Here is a 14,411-nt window from a genome sequence, read left to right as displayed (position 1 = left end):
TTAGCGTCTGGCATCGTGACGGCAGGCGCATCCGCGAGTGACCCGGCCCCGCTCCCACCAGGGCGGAAACTGGATCCCGCGCCCGAGGTCGAGCTGGACTTCCCGCGCGAATGGATCGAGTTCCCGGACCCCGCTAACGACGAGCATCTCATAGTGGCCGATCTCACCTGGCTGCTTTCCCGCTGGACCTGCGTCTTCGGCACGCCGGCCTGCCAGGGCATACTCGGCGACCGCCCGGACGACGGTTGCTGCTCGCACGGCGCCTTCCTCGCCGACGACGACGATCGCAAGCGGCTGCAGCGCGCCGTGAAGCTGCTCACCCCGCAGGACTGGCAGCTCATGCCGGAGGCTATGGACGAGAGCGGCAAGGTCAGCAGGAAGCGGTACCTGGAGCAGGACGAGCTGGACGACGAGCCAGCACTGCGCACCAGGCGCCACGAGGGCGCCTGCATCTTCCTGAATCGCCCCGGGTTCGCCGGCGGCGTCGGCTGCGCGCTGCACACCATGGCGCTGCGCCGCGGCATCGAGCCGCTCGAGGTCAAACCGGATGTGTGCTGGCAGTTGCCCATCCGGCGCACCCAGGAGTGGGTCGACCGCCCCGACGGCGAGCAGATCCTGCGCACGGTGGTCACCGAGTACGACCGCCGCGGCTGGGGCCCCGGCGGGCTCGACCTGGACTGGTACTGCACCGGCTCCCCCGACGCGCACACCGGCGCGCGCCCCGTCTGGCAGTCCTACGGCCCGGAGCTCACCGAGTTGCTCGGCGCCGAGGCCTACGCCGAACTCGCCCGCCACTGCCGCCGCCGCGAGGGCCTCGGGCTGATCGCCGTGCACCCGGCGACCACGCATGCCGAGCGTTTGCCGAAGCCCGTGGAGTAGGCGTCACCGCCAGGACATGCGAACTTCACCTGGATAGGGTTCACTAGTTCTCCATGTTCGGAAACACCCAGTTCACAAAGGCTCGCTTCAGCAAGGCCGTCGCGGCCGCGGCCATCGGAGCGGGTGCCTGCCTGGCGCTCGCCGCCCCCGCGTCCGCCGACGATGTCGACCCCGCCAAGTTCGGCGACTACACCCACACCTTCGTCAACGGCACCAACCCCGCCGCGGCGGCGCGCGCTGCCCAGGACGGCAAGAATATCGTCGTCAGCCCCTACGGGACCTCGCACACCATCGCCTGCAAGGGCAACGGAACCACCGTCCCCCTCTACGAATGCCTGCAGGAGGACGACCTCGGCTGGATCACCCTGCAGAAGCTCGACCTGCCGGGCCTCGGCCCGGCCTGGGTCTACATTCCGTAATGTTCGGCGCGCCTTCGGCGCGCGTGTTCGCGGCCCCGAAGGCTCGCGTTCGAGCACTCGAGACTTGCGCCTGCGGCGCGTGCGCTTCGAGTGCTCGAACGCGAGCCGGCCGCGAACGGGGCTCGTAGGACTCGCCCCTTCGCATGTGTCCCACCGGGCGTCCGCGGTTGTGCGGGCGCCCGGTTTCGTGGGGTCAGGCTTCGAGCTTGTAGCCCAGGCCGCGCACCGTGACGAGGTGCTCCGGCTTGGCCGGGTCGGACTCGATCTTCGACCGCAACCGCTTCACGTGCACATCCAGCGTCTTGGTGTCGCCGACGTAATCCGCACCCCAGACCCGGTCGATGAGCTGACCGCGGGTGAGCACCCGGCCCGAATTGCGGAGGAGGTACTCGAGGAGGTCGAACTCCTTGAGGGGGAGGGTCACGGGTTTGCCGTTCACGAGGACGGTGTGGCGGTCGACGTCCATGCGGACGGGCCCGGCCTCGAGGACGCCGCTCTCGGTGCCGCCGTCGAGATCGTCACCGGCGCCGCGGCGGAGGACCGCGCGGATGCGGGCGATGAGCTCGCGGGCGGAGTAGGGCTTGGTGACGTAGTCGTCGGCGCCGAGCTCGAGGCCGACGACCTTGTCGATCTCGCTGTCCCGCGCGGTCACCATGATGACCGGGACCCCGCTGCGGGTGCGCAGCTGCTTGCAGACGTCGGTGCCGCTCATGCCGGGGAGCATGAGGTCGAGGAGCACGATGTCGGCGCCCGCCCGGTCGAACTCGGCGAGCGCGGAGGGGCCGTCGCCGACGACGGTGACCTCGAAGCCCTCCTTGCGCAGCAGGAACGCGAGCGGGTCGGCCAGCGACTCCTCGTCCTCCACGATCAACACACTGGTCATCGACGTGCCTCCACACCATTGACTCGACCCGGCGCGGGGCGCGGGCTCGTTTCCTTCTTGCCCGTCCCGGGTGGTACCGGACGCTGGTCGGCCTCCGCCTCGAGGTGGGCGGGTATCCGCAGGGTGAACGTGGAACCGGTCCCCAGCTTGCTCCACAGGGTGATCTCGCCGTTGTGGTTGGCGGCGACGTGCTTGACGATGGCCAGCCCGAGCCCGGTGCCGCCGGTGGCCCGGGAGCGCGCCTTGTCCGAGCGGAAGAACCGCTCGAAGACGCGCTCCTGATCTTCCTTGGCGATGCCGATGCCGCGGTCGGTGACGGCCATGGCCACGTGGTCGCCGCGCAGCGAGCGGCTCACCGAGACGTGCGAGCCGGTCGGCGAGTAGGCGATGGCGTTCTCCACCAGGTTGGAGAGCGCGGTGACCAGCAGCGTCTCGTCGCCGAGGACCTCGAGCCCGCTGGGCCGGTCGGTGCTGACGGTGATCCCGGCCGCCTCGGCGGCGGTGCGTGAGCGGTCGACCGCGGCGCTCACCACGGTGTCCACATCGACCACCTCCAGCTCCGGCAGCTTCTCGGCCCCCTGCAGCCGGGAGAGCGCGATCAGCTCGGTGACCATCTTGCCCAGCCTGCTCGATTCGGCCAGCACCCGCCTGCCGAAGTGCCGGACGGCCTCGGGGTCGTCGACCGACTCCAGCAGCGCCTCGGCGAGCAGGCTCATGGCGCCGACCGGGGTCTTGAGCTCGTGGCTCACATTGGCGACGAAGTCGCGCCGGGTGGCCTCCATCCGGGCCTGCTCGGAGTCGTCGTCGGCGAAGAGGACGGTGAAGTTGTTCTCCCGGGAGAGCGGCCGGGCGACGCCGCGCACGGCGATCCGGCTGCGGCCGGGCAGCGGGTTCTTGGCGGTGAGGTCGAACTCGGCGGGCTCGGTGTTCTCCAGGACCTTCTCCACGGCGGCCCAGGCGCGTTCGTCCAGCAACCGATTGCGGACCAGCCCGAGTTCCTCGGCGCGGGGATTCACCAGGACGACATCGCGGTACTCGTCCACCACCGCGATTCCGCTCTCCGAGGCGAGCACGATGAGGTCGAGCACCTGGGAGGTGGTGAGCCCCGCCTCGGCCTGCCGCTTCTCGGCCTGCCTGGCGTTCACGTAGGGAATGACCAGCCCGCCGACCGCCAGCCCGACGACGGCCGCGAGGACAGCCAGCAGGACGGCCTGGGGAACGCTCACACCGAGAATCGTACGGTCGCCGACGGTTCAGCCAATGGCCGGTACACGAAGTTTCCCGCAGGTCACAGCCACTTCCAGCCGTGTTGGCCGGGTGTTAACGCAATGTTGGCTATCCCCAGCCGGGTTCACCCTGCAGCGGAACGTTCAGGAAGCTCGGGCGTGTCGGATCGAGCTGCACGTGCTGCGGCAGCAGCCCGGTGTCGACCAGCATGGGCAGGATCGGCAAACCCTTGGGGAAGTTGCCCGCGTAGACGTCGACCCGCAGCCGGTGCCCCGGCTGCAACACCGCCTCGGTGGCGGGCAGCGCGATATCCAGGGTGGTCGGCTCGCCGGGTACGGTCGGCAGCCGGTTCTCCAGCGAGGCCAGCGGGCGCGGGTCGGTGTAGTCGCCATTGGCCGAGCGGCTGCTGCGGCTCTCGTCGATCGCCCGCAGCGAGGCCATGAGCTGGCCGGAGGAGAGCACCGCGGAGCGGCCGTCCGGGGCGACGTCGTTCACGGTGACCACCCAGTTGCCGTCCACCGCGTCCTGCACGGTGTTCAGCCGGACCGCGACCGGGCCGGAGAGCCTGGTCACAGCGGTGACCGGCGGGCTGGTGAAGGTCAGCGCGTTGGTCTCCTGGATGCGCGAGTCGGCGGCGCAGCCGTTGATCACCGCGAGCACGCCCGCGGTGGCCTGCGCGGCATCGTTGGAGCAGAGCCCGGTGAGCCCGGGCGCGACGGTGAGCCGCTGCGTGCTGCCGTCCGCACCCGGGAGCAGCGAGCCGTCGTAGACGCTCTGCGCGGTGCCGCTCGGCGCGCCGGAGAGGTACATCCGGCGGTGCTCGGCGGCCTGCTCCGGCGGGGCGGAGTCACCGAAGCCGTCCTGGGTGATCCAGCCGCCGCCCTGCTGCCGCAGCGTGACCGGGCCGTACCGGTCGATGCCGTTGTCGATGTCCTTGAGCCAGCGGTCGAACCAGGCGCGCTGCAGCACGTCGAGCCGCGGCGGCAGCCCCGGCTTGCTGTACTCGTTGCCCGAGTTCAGGTGGTACGTGTCGCCCATGAGCAGCTGCTTCTGCCCCGGCGGGGCCGACATCTGGTTGTAGATCTGCGACTCCGAGTAGGTGAACAGGTCGTGCCAGCCGCCGGTGACGAAGGTCGGGATGGTGATCTTCGAGGGATCGCCGAGCCACGCCTTCCGGTCCGAGCTGTTGTCGGTGAGCAGGTTGCGCACCCGCGGGTCCAGATCCTCCACCCTGGTCTTGGCGTAGGCGTCGAGGAAGACGTCCAGGTAGGTGAAGGGCGAGGCGATCCGGTCGGCCAGCCACTGCTGGTCGAAGTTCCCGGTGACGATCGACTCGACGTTCGGGATCCACTTGGTCCCGTTGATCAGCACCAGCCACAGCGGGATGAAGGCGAAGCCGAAGCCGCCGCCGGGGGCGAGCACGTCGGCGAGCAGGTCGCTGCCGGGCACCACCGGGAAGAGCGCCTGCAGCGCGGGCGGCGCCTTCTCCGCGGCCTGCAGCTGGTTGATGCCGGAGTAGGAGAGCCCGGTCATCCCGATCCGGCCGTTGGACCACGGCTGCCCGGCCGCCCAGTCGATCACCTCGACGGTGTCCCGCTGCTCGCGGTCGCGCAGCATGTCCCACTCGCCCTGCGAGAAGCCGGTGCCGCGGACGTCGACGACGAGCTGCGAGTAGCCGCTGCGCACGAGGTTCCGGTCCACCGCGAAGTTGCGCAGCTCGCCGCCGCCGAACGCCTTGGTCAGATCGGTCAGCCCGGAGAGCGGGGTGCCGCTCATGTCGAAGTCGCGCAGCAGCTGGAGCACGGCGTCCGAGAGCCCGGGGATGCTGCCCGCGTGGTCGGCCAGGTTCGAGACCAGCTTGGTGTAGGGCGTCATATTGATGACGGTCGGTGTCGCCACCGGGGCCGGGATCCCCGCGGCGTCGGCCGGGCGGTAGAGGTTGGCCCTGAGCACGGTGCCGTCGCTCATGGTGATCGGCACGTCCCAGGTGATGTTCACATTCGGGTACTGCTGCGGCCCGTCCTGGGTGGCCTGCCAGGCCGCGCCGGCGGCGCCGCCGTCCGGGCCGGTCGGCAGCGGCGCCGCGGACGCCCCCGCGCCGAGGAACGGAAGGAAGAGCGCGGCGGCCAGCGCCGCCACCGGAACCCGGAACACGTTTCGCATCGGCTGTGATCCACCTCTCATCGAGGGCATCTTCGCACACTTACTCAGCGGTAAGAAGAGCGCGGGCGAGCTCGGCCGAAAAGGGCGAAGCCCGGCTCCCCCTTGGGGAACCGGGCCTCGAGTTATGTCAGGGCTACTTGCCGCCCTGGTTCGCGACCGCGGCGGCGCCGGCGGCGGCGGCCTCCGGGTCGAGGTACTCGGCGGGGCGCACCGGCTTCAGGTTCTCGTCCAGCTCGTAGCGGAGCGGGATGCCGGTGGGGATGTTCAGCCCGGCGATATCGTCGTCGGAGATCCCGTCCAGGTGCTTGACCAGCGCGCGCAGCGAGTTGCCGTGCGCGGCGACCAGCACGGTCTTCCCGGCGACCAGCTCCGGCGCGATGGTGGACTCCCAGTACGGCAGGAAGCGCTTCACCACGTCGAGCAGGCACTCGGTCTTCGGCACGTCGATGCCGGTGTAGCGCGGGTCGCCCTCCTGGCTGTACTCGTTGGCCGCGTCGATCGGCGGCGGCGGGGTGTCGTAGCTGCGCCGCCAGAGCATGAACTGGTCCTCGCCGTACTGGTCGCGGACCTGGGCCTTGTTCTTGCCCTGCAGGTCGCCGTAGTGCCGCTCGTTGAGCCGCCAGTCCCTGACCACCGGGATCCAGTGCCGGTCGGCGGCGTCCAGCGCGATGTTGGCGGTGCTGATCGCGCGGCGCAGCAGCGAGGTGTAGACGACGTCGGGCAGGATCCCGTGCTCGGCGAGCAGCCGGCCCGCCCGCTTGCCCTCGGCGACACCCTTGTCGGTGAGGTGCACGTCCACCCAGCCGGTGAACAGGTTCAGGGCGTTCCATTCGCTCTCGCCGTGGCGCAGCAGCACGAGGGTGTACGTCATGCGGGCCATTCTGGCACGTCACCGGCGTCCGCTCCCGGCCCGGCGGCGAGCACCGCCGCGCCCGCGAGGGTGGCGCCCGCGGTGATCTCCGAGCGCAGCACCCGCAGCGGCCGCAGGAAGCCGAGCCTGGCGTGCCTGGTGACGGCGGCGCGCAGCGGTTTCCAGAGCGGCTCGCCGGACTCCGCGAAGCCGCCGCCGATCACCACCAGGTCGATATCGAGGGTGGCGGCGGCCGAGGAGACGGCCCGGCCCAGCGCGGTGCCCGCGCGCTCCAGCGCGGCCTGCGCGGTGGAGTTGCCCGCCGCCGCGGCGGCCGCCAGCTCGGCGCCGCTGCTGCCGCGCCACCCCCGCGACCTGGCCCAGCGCACCGACGACAGCCCGCTCGCCACCGCCTCCACGCAGCCGAAGCCGCCGCAGGCGCACGGCACCTCCTCGCCGGGGACCACGATGTGCCCGACGTGCCCGGCGTTCCCGGTGCGGCCGACGAGGACCCGGCCCCCGGCCAGGATGCCGCCGCCGATCCCGGAGGAGACGGTCATGGCGAGCGCCTCCCCGACCCCGCGCAGCGCGCCCGCGCGCTGTTCGGCCAGGGCCAGGCAGGCGCCGTCGATGGCGAAGCGCACGGTGGCGCCGGGGAAGAGCTCGCGCACCCGCGCCACGATCGGGAAGCCCGCGCGCCACTCCGGGATATTGAGCGGGCCGGTGACGCCCGCGGTGACGTCGACCGGCCCCGCGGCGCCGATCCCCACCGTCTCGATCTCGGCGCCGCCGGCGACGTCGAGCAGGAGGTCGCGGCAGACCTCCCAGACCCCGCTCGCCGGGACGTCCGCGCGGTGCTCCGGCCCGAGCCCGAAGGGCGCGGCCTCGGTCGCCGGGCCGACGCGGGCGGCCGCGAACTTGGTGGCACCGATGTCGAGCGCGATCCGCGTCATCGCGGGCACCGCGGAAAAGACTGCCTCACCGGGCGATTGTCCCCGGAGCGCTCAGCCCCTGTCGGCGGAATCCACCAGGTGCTCGAAGGCGCGCAGGTTCTGCAGCGACTCGCCGCGCGAGACCCGCCACCGCCACTCCTTGCGGATGGACTCGGCGAAGCCCAGCTCGAGCAGGGTGTTGAAGTCCTGGTCCACCGCCTCCAGGATCTGGCCGAAGAGGCGATCCAGCTCGTCCGCGGTGACGGCGTGCGCGGAGATCCGGCCGACGAGGTAGATGTCGCCGACCTTGTCCAGCGTGTACGCCACGGCGTAGAGCCTGCGGTTGCGGCGCAGCAGGAACTTGTAGACGCCCTCGAAGTTCTCGTCCGGCTTGCGGCAGACGAAGCTCTCCACCCGCAGCCCGTGCGTGCCGACGGTGAGCATGACATTGGTCTTGAGCTTGCGCTCGCCGGGCAGCACCACCACGAAGGTGCCGTCGCCGGGGCGGGTGTACTCGATCTCCCGCTCGCGCAGGGTCTCCTCGATGAGCTGGGCCGTGCCGGTCATCGGCGTACTCCCATCCGGCGCCGCCAGAGCGCCCGCGTCCTCGCCTGCCCCGGCTCGCCGAAGACGGGCTCGGGCCTTGCTGCCTCCTCGGCGCTTACCCGCGCCGGGGCGACGGAATCAGCGGCCCTGAGCTCCGGCCGCAGCCGCGGGCCGGAGCGGCGCCGCCCGCCGAACTCGTCGAGCGCGGCGTCGTAGCAGGTCAGCAGCCCGTCGGCGGTGTGCTCCCAGGAGAATCCGGCGGCGTGCGTGACCGCGGCGGCGCCCATGGCGCGCAGCCCCGGCTCGTCGTCGAGCAGCGCGCCGAGTGCGTCGGCCCAGTCCGGGGTGCGGTGGCCGGGGACGAGCAGCCCGGTCTCGCCGTGCCGCACCGCGGTGCTCAGCCCGCCGACGTCGGCGGCGAGCACCGGGGTGCCGCTGGCCTGCGCCTCGATGGCGACCAGGCCGAAGGACTCGTTGTGGCTGGGCACGGCGACCAGGTCGGCGGCCCGGTACACCTGCACCAGCCGCTCCGGCGGCTGCGGCGGCAGGAAGATCACCCGGTCGCCGATGCCGAGCGCCGCGGCCAGCTCGATCAGCGCGTCCGGGCGCTGCAGCCCGGTGCCGGACGGCCCGCCCACGATAAGCACCCGGAGCTTGCGCGCCGGGTCGCGGCGGAGCAGCTCGGCGGCGGCGCGGACCAGCACGTCCGGCGCCTTGAGCGGCTGGATCCGGCCGATGAAGGCGACGATCCGCTGGTCCTGCGGCAGCCCGAGCTCGCGCCGGGCGGCGGCCCGGTCACCCGGGTGGTAGCGGGTGAGGTCGGCGCCGGGCGGCACCACGTCGACCCGGTCCGGCGAGGCGCCGTACAGCTCGATGAGCTGCCGCGCCTCCTCGACGGTATTGGCGATCATCCGGTCGGCCTCGGCGATGACCTGCTTCTCGCCGATCTCCCGGCTGGCCGGCTCGGGGGTGTCGCCCTCGGCGAGCGCGGCGTTCTTCACCGCGGCCAGGGTGTGCGCGGTGTGCACCAGCGGCACCCGCCAGCGGTCCCTGGCCAGCCAGCCGACCTGCCCGGAGAGCCAGTAGTGCGAGTGCACCAGGTCGTAGTAGCCGGGCGGCTGCCGCGCCTCCTGGCGCAGCACCTCGGCGGTGAACGGGCACAGCTGGGTGGGCAGATCGTGCTTGTCCAGCCCCTCGAACGGGCCGGCGACCACATTGCGGACCAGCACGCCGGGCGCGGCCTCCTCGACCGCGGGCAGATTCGACGACGTCGCGCGGGTGAAGATCTCCACCTCGACCCCGCGCCGGGCCAGCTCCCGCGCCGTCTGCAGTACGTAGACGTTCATCCCGCCCGCATCGCCGGTACCGGGCTGGGCCAGCGGCGACGTGTGGACCGACAGCACGGCGATGCGACGCGGACAATGACTCACATCTCCATAGTGCACCGGTGACCGATACCCGCCACCACCGTCACCGGCGTTGGTGAGAGCGGTCACAGGGAGTCGGCGAACTCCGTCACCTCGGCCACCCAGCGGGCGCGATCCTCCAGGAAGAGCCCGTGCTTGGCGCCCTCCCAGTACGACGCGCGCGCTCGCGGCGCGGTCTCCGCGATGTACCGGCCATTGGCCACCGGCACCACCGGATCGTCGGTGCCGTGCAGCACCAGCACCGGGATATCCAGCGCGCGCAGCACGGCGGTGTTGTCCACGGTCCGGTAGAAGAGCGCCTTGCGCACCGCGGGCGGGGTGGCCAGGCTGGCGCCGAAGAGCCGCTGCGCGTCCACCCCGCGCTCCCGGCTCGGCCCGGTGTTCGCGTCGCCGAAGGCGCCGAAGGCACGCAGCGCCCGGCCCGGGCTCTCCTCGAAGACGCCGGGCATGGCGGCGGCCAGCGCCGGGCCCGGCTCGGCGCCGGGCACATCCCGGCCGATATTCGCCATGGATCCGGTGTAGATCGCGCCCGCCACCGCGCCGGTGCCGTGCGCGGCCAGGTAGTCGGTGAGCACGATGCCGCCGTAGGACCAGCCGAGCAGCACCGCGCCGCGCTCGATTCCGGCGTCGGCGAGCACCGCGGCGATATCGGCGGCCCAGGTGGCCGGGTCGTCGTAGCCGGTCGCGGGCGCGCCGGAGTAGCCGTGGCCGCGCGAATCGACCGCGAGTACTCGGAAGCGCCGCGCCAGATCGTCGGCCGCCCCGCCCCAGCAGCGCAGATCCGCCGACCAGCCGTGCAGCAGCACCAGCGGCCGCGCGCCGTCGGGGCCGCTGGACCGGTACACGATGCCGGTGCCGTCGGCGCTGATCACTTCCCGTATGCCCATGACCCGAGGCTAGCCCGGACCGCGGTCCGCCTACGATCGAGATCATGAGCAGCCTGAACGCCGTCGTCACCGGAGCCAGCTCGGGGATCGGGGAGGCCACCGCGCGCCGGCTCGCCGCCCAGGGCTACCACGTCTACGTGGGCGCCCGGCGGCTGGACCGGCTGCGCGCGCTGGCCGAGGAGATCGGCGGCACCGCGCTGGAGCTCGACGTCACCTCGGACGAGTCGGTGGCCGCCTTCACCGACGCCATCCCCGCCGCCTCGGTCCTGGTGAACAACGCGGGCGGCGCCAAGGGGCTGGCCCCGGTCACCGAGGCCGACCTGGACGACTGGCGCTGGATGTGGGAGACGAACGTGCTCGGCACGCTGCGCGTCACCAAGGCGCTGCTCCCCAAGCTCATCGACTCCGGCGACGGGCTGATCGTCACCATCACCTCGGTCGCCGCCTTCCACGCCTACGACAACGGCTCCGGCTACACCTCGGCCAAGCACGCCCAGGCGGTGCTGCACCGCACCCTGCGCGGCGAGCTGCTGGGCAAGCCGGTGCGGCTCACCGAGATCGCGCCCGGCGCGGTGGAGACCGAGTTCTCGCTGGTCCGCTTCGACGGCGACGCCGAGAAGGCGGCCAAGGTCTACGAGGGGATCGACCCGCTGGTGGCGCAGGACATCGCGGAGATCGTCGGCTTCGTCGCCTCCCGGCCGCCGCACGTGAACCTGGACCAGATCACCGTGGCGCCGCGCGACCAGGCCCCGCCGAGCCGGTTCGCCCGCCGCTCCTGAGCCGCGCGGGCCGGGGTGCCACCCGTTAGCATCGGACCGGTTCCGCAGTCGAGTTGGTGGGAGTGATCCGGTCGTGTTCAAGGGTTTCCGCGATTTCCTGTTGCGGGGCAACGTCATCGATCTCGCGGTCGCGGTGGTCATGGGCACCGCCTTCACCGCGGTCGTCACCTCGGTCTCGAACGGGCTGATCAGCCCGCTGCTCGCGGTCTTCGGCGGCACCGACGAGCTCGGGCTCGGGTTCCGGCTGGTCTCCAGCAAGCCGGCCACCTTCGTGGAGATCGGCCCGATCATCAGCGCGATCCTGAACTTCGCGATCGTCGCGGCGGTGCTCTACTTCGTGCTGATCATGCCGATGCGGCACCTCACCAACCGGTTCGGCACCAAGAAGGCGGCCGAGCCGACCGAGACCGAGCTGCTCATCGAGATCCGCGACCTGCTCGCCGAGCGCGATGCCGAGGTGGCGCGGCACGAGGCCGACCACCGCCGGGTCGAGGCCGAGGTGGAGGCGGACGCCGCCGCCGACAAGGGCGGCGCCGACCCGGAGCCGCCGCGCCGCTAACCGCTCAGCGCGGACATCGAGGACCAGGTGGGCCAGTCGATGGCCCAGTCGTAGATGTCGCCGTCGGCCGCGGAGAGCGCGATCGAGGTGTTGGTGACCTCGACCGGGTCGCCGTAGCGGGCGGTCGGGAAGTAGGCGGCGGCGTCCGCCGGGGACAGGTTGATGCACCCGTTGGTGACATTGGCCGAGCCCTGTGCCGCCAGCGACTCCGGGTTGGCGTGGATGAACTCGCCGTTGTTCGAGATCCGGACCGCCCAGCGCTCGCGCACGTTCTCGTAGAACGGCGGGTTGGACATCATGAAGTCCTCGTACTTCTCGGTGACCACGTGGATGCCGGAGCGGGTGACATTGCGCGCCTCGTTGCCCTCGCCGTAGCTGGCGGCGAAGTCGAAGACGGTGCCGCCGTCGCGCACCACCCGGATCCGGTGCGTGGTGGCGTCGGCCTGCACGATCTGGCTGCGGCCGATGCTGAAATCGGTGGTCAGGTCGCTGTCGCCGTACGCGCCGCCGCCCAGCGCCACCCCGTAGAGCTTGGCGTCGACGTGCACCCGCGTGCCCGGCTGCCAGTAGCCCTTGGGCCGCCAGTGCGCGCGGGCGCCGCCGTCGTCCGGCAGCCAGGCCCATGAGCCCTCGGTGGGCGGGTCGGTGGTGACGGTGAGCGCCTTCTCCGCCGCCGCCTTGTCCGGTACCGGGCCGGTGAACTTGAGGATGATCGGCGCCGCGATCCCGACCTCCTGGCCGTCGCCGATATTCAGCGTGGCCGGGGTGGTCCCGGTCGGCGCCAGCGTGCTGAACCCGCCCGCGATCGGCACCGGCTTGCCGTCGGTGCCGATGGCGGTGCCGCTCCAGGTGTAGGTGGCGTCGTAGCCGAGCGGCTCGGTGACGGTGTACTCGCGCCGGTCCGCGCTGAGCTCCCCGGTGACCTGCTTGCCCGCGGCATTGCTCAGCGCCACCTGGTCGATGGTGCCGTTCCGCACCGCCACCGAGGCCCCGGCGGTCGGGCTGACGCCGGTGGCGCCGGCGCCGGGGTCGAGCGTGACCTCGGCGACCGGCTCGGCGGCCTCCGGCTCCGACCCGGAGCCGCCGGAGCCGCAGCCCGCGAGCAACAGCGCGAGCACGGAGAACAGGATGGCCGCGAACACGGCCGCTGACCTTCGGGAAGCCTGGCGTATGCGCACTTCCTCGAATCTACGCGTGGCCGCGCGCTACCGCCGGTGCGATCGACGTCACACGGTGAGCCCGACCGTCACCGGCTCGGGGTGCAGCCGGACGCCGAACCGCTCGGCGACCCCGTCGCGCACGGTCTGCGCCAGCGTCACCAGGTCGGCGGCGGTGGCGGCGCCGCGGTTGGTGAGCGCCAGCGTGTGCTTGGTGGAGAGCCGGGCGGGGGCGCCGGCGCCGGGGAAGCCCTTGCCGAACCCGGCCCGCTCGATGAGCCAGCCCGCGGAGAACTTGACCCCGTCCGGCGCCGGGTAGACCGGCACCGGCACCTCGCCGACCCGGGCCGCGATGGCCGCCCGCACCCGCTCCACCTCGGGCTCCGGCACCACCGGGTTGGTGAAGAAGGAGCCGGCGCTCCAGGTGTCGTGGTCGGCCGGGTTCAGCACCATGCCCTTGCTCGCGCGCAGCCGCAGCACCGCGTCGCGGACCTCGGCGGCGGGCCTGGTCTCGCCCTCCTCGGCGCCGAAGGTCGCGGCCAGCTCCCGGTAGCGCAGCGGCGCGCTGGCGCCGGTGGGGTCGAGCGCGAACTCCACGGCGAGCACCACGGCGGCATCCGAGTGCTTGAGCAGGCTGGTCCGGTAGCCGAAGCCGAGTTCGGCGGGCGCGGCCCAGCGCACCGCGCCGCTCGCCCGGTCGAGCAGCCGGACCCGGCGCAGCAGCCCGGCCACCTCGACGCCGTACGCGCCGACGTTCTGCACCGGGGTCGCGCCCGCCGAGCCGGGGATTCCGGAGAGGCACTCCAGCCCGCCGAACCCGGCCGCGACGGTGCGCGCCACCACGTCGTCCCAGACCGCGCCCGCCTCGGCGAGCACCGAGTCGGCGGTCAGCTCCACCCCGGCATTCGCGATCCGCACCACGACGCCGGGGAAGCCCGCGTCGGCGATGAGCAGATTCGAGCCGCCCGCCAGCAGCAGCACCGGGATGCCTGCCGCGTCGAGCGCGCCGACGGTACGGACCAGGGCCGCCTCATCGGCACATTCGGCCACGGTCGCGGGGCCACCGACGCGGAGCGTCGTCAGCCCGGCCAGCGGCACGTCGGGGCGCACTTCGGCACCGGAATCGGCCAGCAGTTCGCGCACCTCGTCCGAGGTGACCACCCGAGTAGATCGCACGCTGGAGACGGTAGCGTGTCCGACCATGGCGACCCCCCTGGCGTACACCGCCCGCTACTCCCATCCGGCCGCGGCCGTGCGCGCGGCGATCGCCGACGAGCAGTACTGGAAGGACCGGGTCGCCGAGGTCGGCGGGCCGAACGCCAGGCTGGATCGGGTCACCATCGAGGGCGACCGGGTGCACGCGGAGCTGGTGCAGGCGATCGCCGCGGAGCTGCTTCCCGCCGCCATCACCGCGGTGCGGCCCGGCGATCTGATCATCCCGCGGATCGAGGAGTGGACCGGCGACACCGGCACCTTCACCGCGAAGGTCGAGGGCGCGCCCGCCGAGGTGCGCGGCAGTATCGCGCTGGCCGCGGAGGGCTCCGGCTCGGTGGCGACCATCACCGGCACCATCGAGGTGAAGGTCCCGCTCTTCGGCGGGAAGATCGAGGCGGCCATCGCGGAGCGGCTCACCGAGCTGCTCGGCAACGAGGCGGAGTTCACCGATACCTGGATCACCCAGCACTGACCTCGCCGAAGGACGA

At 72.3% G+C, this 14,411-nt stretch carries 15 protein-coding genes; 5 read left to right on the top strand and 10 right to left on the bottom strand.

Annotation, left to right across the window (positions count from 1 at the left end):
• Positions 1-69 precede the first annotated feature (69 nt).
• Both AB0H71_RS11440 and AB0H71_RS11435 read left to right on the top strand, forming a co-directional pair.
• Positions 70-879 (top strand): hypothetical protein, encoded by an 810-nt coding sequence (locus tag AB0H71_RS11440; protein ID WP_357018518.1) that lies wholly within the window; start codon positions 70-72, stop codon positions 877-879.
• A gap of 53 nt (positions 880-932) precedes the next feature.
• Positions 933-1,298, top strand: a complete 366-nt coding sequence (locus AB0H71_RS11435) for a hypothetical protein (RefSeq protein WP_357018158.1) — start codon at positions 933-935, stop codon at positions 1,296-1,298.
• Between the two features lie 193 nt (positions 1,299-1,491).
• Here AB0H71_RS11435 and AB0H71_RS11430 read toward each other — a convergent pair whose 3' ends face one another.
• The 8 genes from AB0H71_RS11430 to AB0H71_RS11395 form a co-directional block, all read right to left on the bottom strand.
• Positions 1,492-2,181, bottom strand: a complete 690-nt coding sequence (locus AB0H71_RS11430) for a response regulator transcription factor (protein ID WP_233020729.1) — start codon at positions 2,179-2,181, stop codon at positions 1,492-1,494.
• Positions 2,178-3,407 carry an ATP-binding protein gene (locus AB0H71_RS11425; protein ID WP_357018156.1) on the bottom strand — a complete coding sequence of 410 codons (1,230 nt, stop codon included), beginning with the start codon at positions 3,405-3,407 and terminating at the stop codon, positions 2,178-2,180. The genes AB0H71_RS11430 and AB0H71_RS11425 overlap by 4 nt, the downstream gene beginning before the upstream one ends.
• A gap of 109 nt (positions 3,408-3,516) precedes the next feature.
• Complete coding sequence (locus AB0H71_RS11420) at positions 3,517-5,571, bottom strand: CocE/NonD family hydrolase (RefSeq protein WP_357018153.1); 2,055 nt, start codon at positions 5,569-5,571, stop codon at positions 3,517-3,519.
• Positions 5,572-5,704: 133 nt separating this feature from the next.
• A complete protein-coding gene (locus tag AB0H71_RS11415; RefSeq protein ID WP_357018150.1) occupies positions 5,705-6,442 on the bottom strand; it encodes a phosphoglyceromutase in 738 nt (245 codons plus the stop codon).
• A complete protein-coding gene (locus tag AB0H71_RS11410) occupies positions 6,439-7,374 on the bottom strand; it encodes an ROK family protein (protein ID WP_357018148.1) in 936 nt (311 codons plus the stop codon). The genes AB0H71_RS11415 and AB0H71_RS11410 overlap by 4 nt, the downstream gene beginning before the upstream one ends.
• Before the next feature lie 51 nt (positions 7,375-7,425).
• Positions 7,426-7,920, bottom strand: coding sequence for a YbjN domain-containing protein (locus tag AB0H71_RS11405; protein WP_357018145.1), 495 nt, complete (start codon positions 7,918-7,920; stop codon positions 7,426-7,428).
• Positions 7,917-9,344, bottom strand: a complete 1,428-nt coding sequence (gene mshA, locus AB0H71_RS11400) for a D-inositol-3-phosphate glycosyltransferase (protein ID WP_357018515.1) — start codon at positions 9,342-9,344, stop codon at positions 7,917-7,919. The genes AB0H71_RS11405 and mshA overlap by 4 nt, the downstream gene beginning before the upstream one ends.
• A 47-nt stretch (positions 9,345-9,391) precedes the next feature.
• On the bottom strand, positions 9,392-10,213 hold the full coding sequence (locus AB0H71_RS11395) for an alpha/beta hydrolase (protein WP_357018142.1): 822 nt from the start codon (positions 10,211-10,213) through the stop codon (positions 9,392-9,394).
• A 44-nt stretch (positions 10,214-10,257) separates the two neighbouring features.
• On the opposite strand from AB0H71_RS11395, the gene AB0H71_RS11390 reads away from it, so the two are divergent.
• The gene (locus tag AB0H71_RS11390; RefSeq protein ID WP_357018139.1) at positions 10,258-10,992 is read left to right on the top strand and encodes an SDR family oxidoreductase; all 735 of its coding nucleotides are present in this window, start codon (positions 10,258-10,260) and stop codon (positions 10,990-10,992) included.
• A 73-nt stretch (positions 10,993-11,065) separates the two neighbouring features.
• Positions 11,066-11,551, top strand: coding sequence for a large conductance mechanosensitive channel protein MscL (gene mscL / locus AB0H71_RS11385; protein WP_357018137.1), 486 nt, complete (start codon positions 11,066-11,068; stop codon positions 11,549-11,551).
• Here the strand turns inward: mscL and AB0H71_RS11380 are convergent.
• Positions 11,548-12,693, bottom strand: coding sequence for an Ig-like domain-containing protein (locus AB0H71_RS11380; RefSeq protein WP_357018134.1), 1,146 nt, complete (start codon positions 12,691-12,693; stop codon positions 11,548-11,550). The two genes, mscL and AB0H71_RS11380, sit on opposite strands and share 4 nt — an antisense overlap.
• Before the next feature lie 84 nt (positions 12,694-12,777).
• Entirely contained in the window at positions 12,778-13,869 is a 1,092-nt protein-coding gene (locus tag AB0H71_RS11375) for a UDP-N-acetylmuramate dehydrogenase (RefSeq protein WP_357018512.1), read from the bottom strand.
• Between the two features lie 40 nt (positions 13,870-13,909).
• On the opposite strand from AB0H71_RS11375, the gene AB0H71_RS11370 reads away from it, so the two are divergent.
• Complete coding sequence (locus AB0H71_RS11370; protein WP_357018131.1) at positions 13,910-14,395, top strand: DUF2505 domain-containing protein; 486 nt, start codon at positions 13,910-13,912, stop codon at positions 14,393-14,395.
• Positions 14,396-14,411 lie beyond the last annotated feature (16 nt).

It is taken from the genome of Nocardia sp. NPDC050697 (assembly GCF_040654395.1).
Lineage (GTDB): Bacteria > Actinomycetota > Actinomycetes > Mycobacteriales > Mycobacteriaceae > Nocardia.
Note: the sequence above shows the minus strand (reverse complement) of the source record. Positions and strands in the feature narration are given on the sequence as shown.

Excerpts from the sequence above, each read along its gene's own strand:
- AB0H71_RS11390 (WP_357018139.1), top strand. The coding sequence starts at position 10,258 with ATGAGCAGCCTGAACGCCGTCGTCACCGGAGCCAGCTCGGGGATCGGG.
- AB0H71_RS11395 (WP_357018142.1), bottom strand. The coding sequence starts at position 10,213 with ATGGGCATACGGGAAGTGATCAGCGCCGACGGCACCGGCATCGTGTAC.
- AB0H71_RS11405 (WP_357018145.1), bottom strand. The coding sequence starts at position 7,920 with ATGACCGGCACGGCCCAGCTCATCGAGGAGACCCTGCGCGAGCGGGAG.
- AB0H71_RS11415 (WP_357018150.1), bottom strand. The coding sequence starts at position 6,442 with ATGACGTACACCCTCGTGCTGCTGCGCCACGGCGAGAGCGAATGGAAC.
- AB0H71_RS11420 (WP_357018153.1), bottom strand. The coding sequence starts at position 5,571 with ATGCGAAACGTGTTCCGGGTTCCGGTGGCGGCGCTGGCCGCCGCGCTC.
- AB0H71_RS11410 (WP_357018148.1), bottom strand. The coding sequence starts at position 7,374 with ATGACGCGGATCGCGCTCGACATCGGTGCCACCAAGTTCGCGGCCGCC.
- AB0H71_RS11370 (WP_357018131.1), top strand. The coding sequence starts at position 13,910 with ATGGCGACCCCCCTGGCGTACACCGCCCGCTACTCCCATCCGGCCGCG.
- AB0H71_RS11430 (WP_233020729.1), bottom strand. The coding sequence starts at position 2,181 with ATGACCAGTGTGTTGATCGTGGAGGACGAGGAGTCGCTGGCCGACCCG.
- AB0H71_RS11435 (WP_357018158.1), top strand. The coding sequence starts at position 933 with ATGTTCGGAAACACCCAGTTCACAAAGGCTCGCTTCAGCAAGGCCGTC.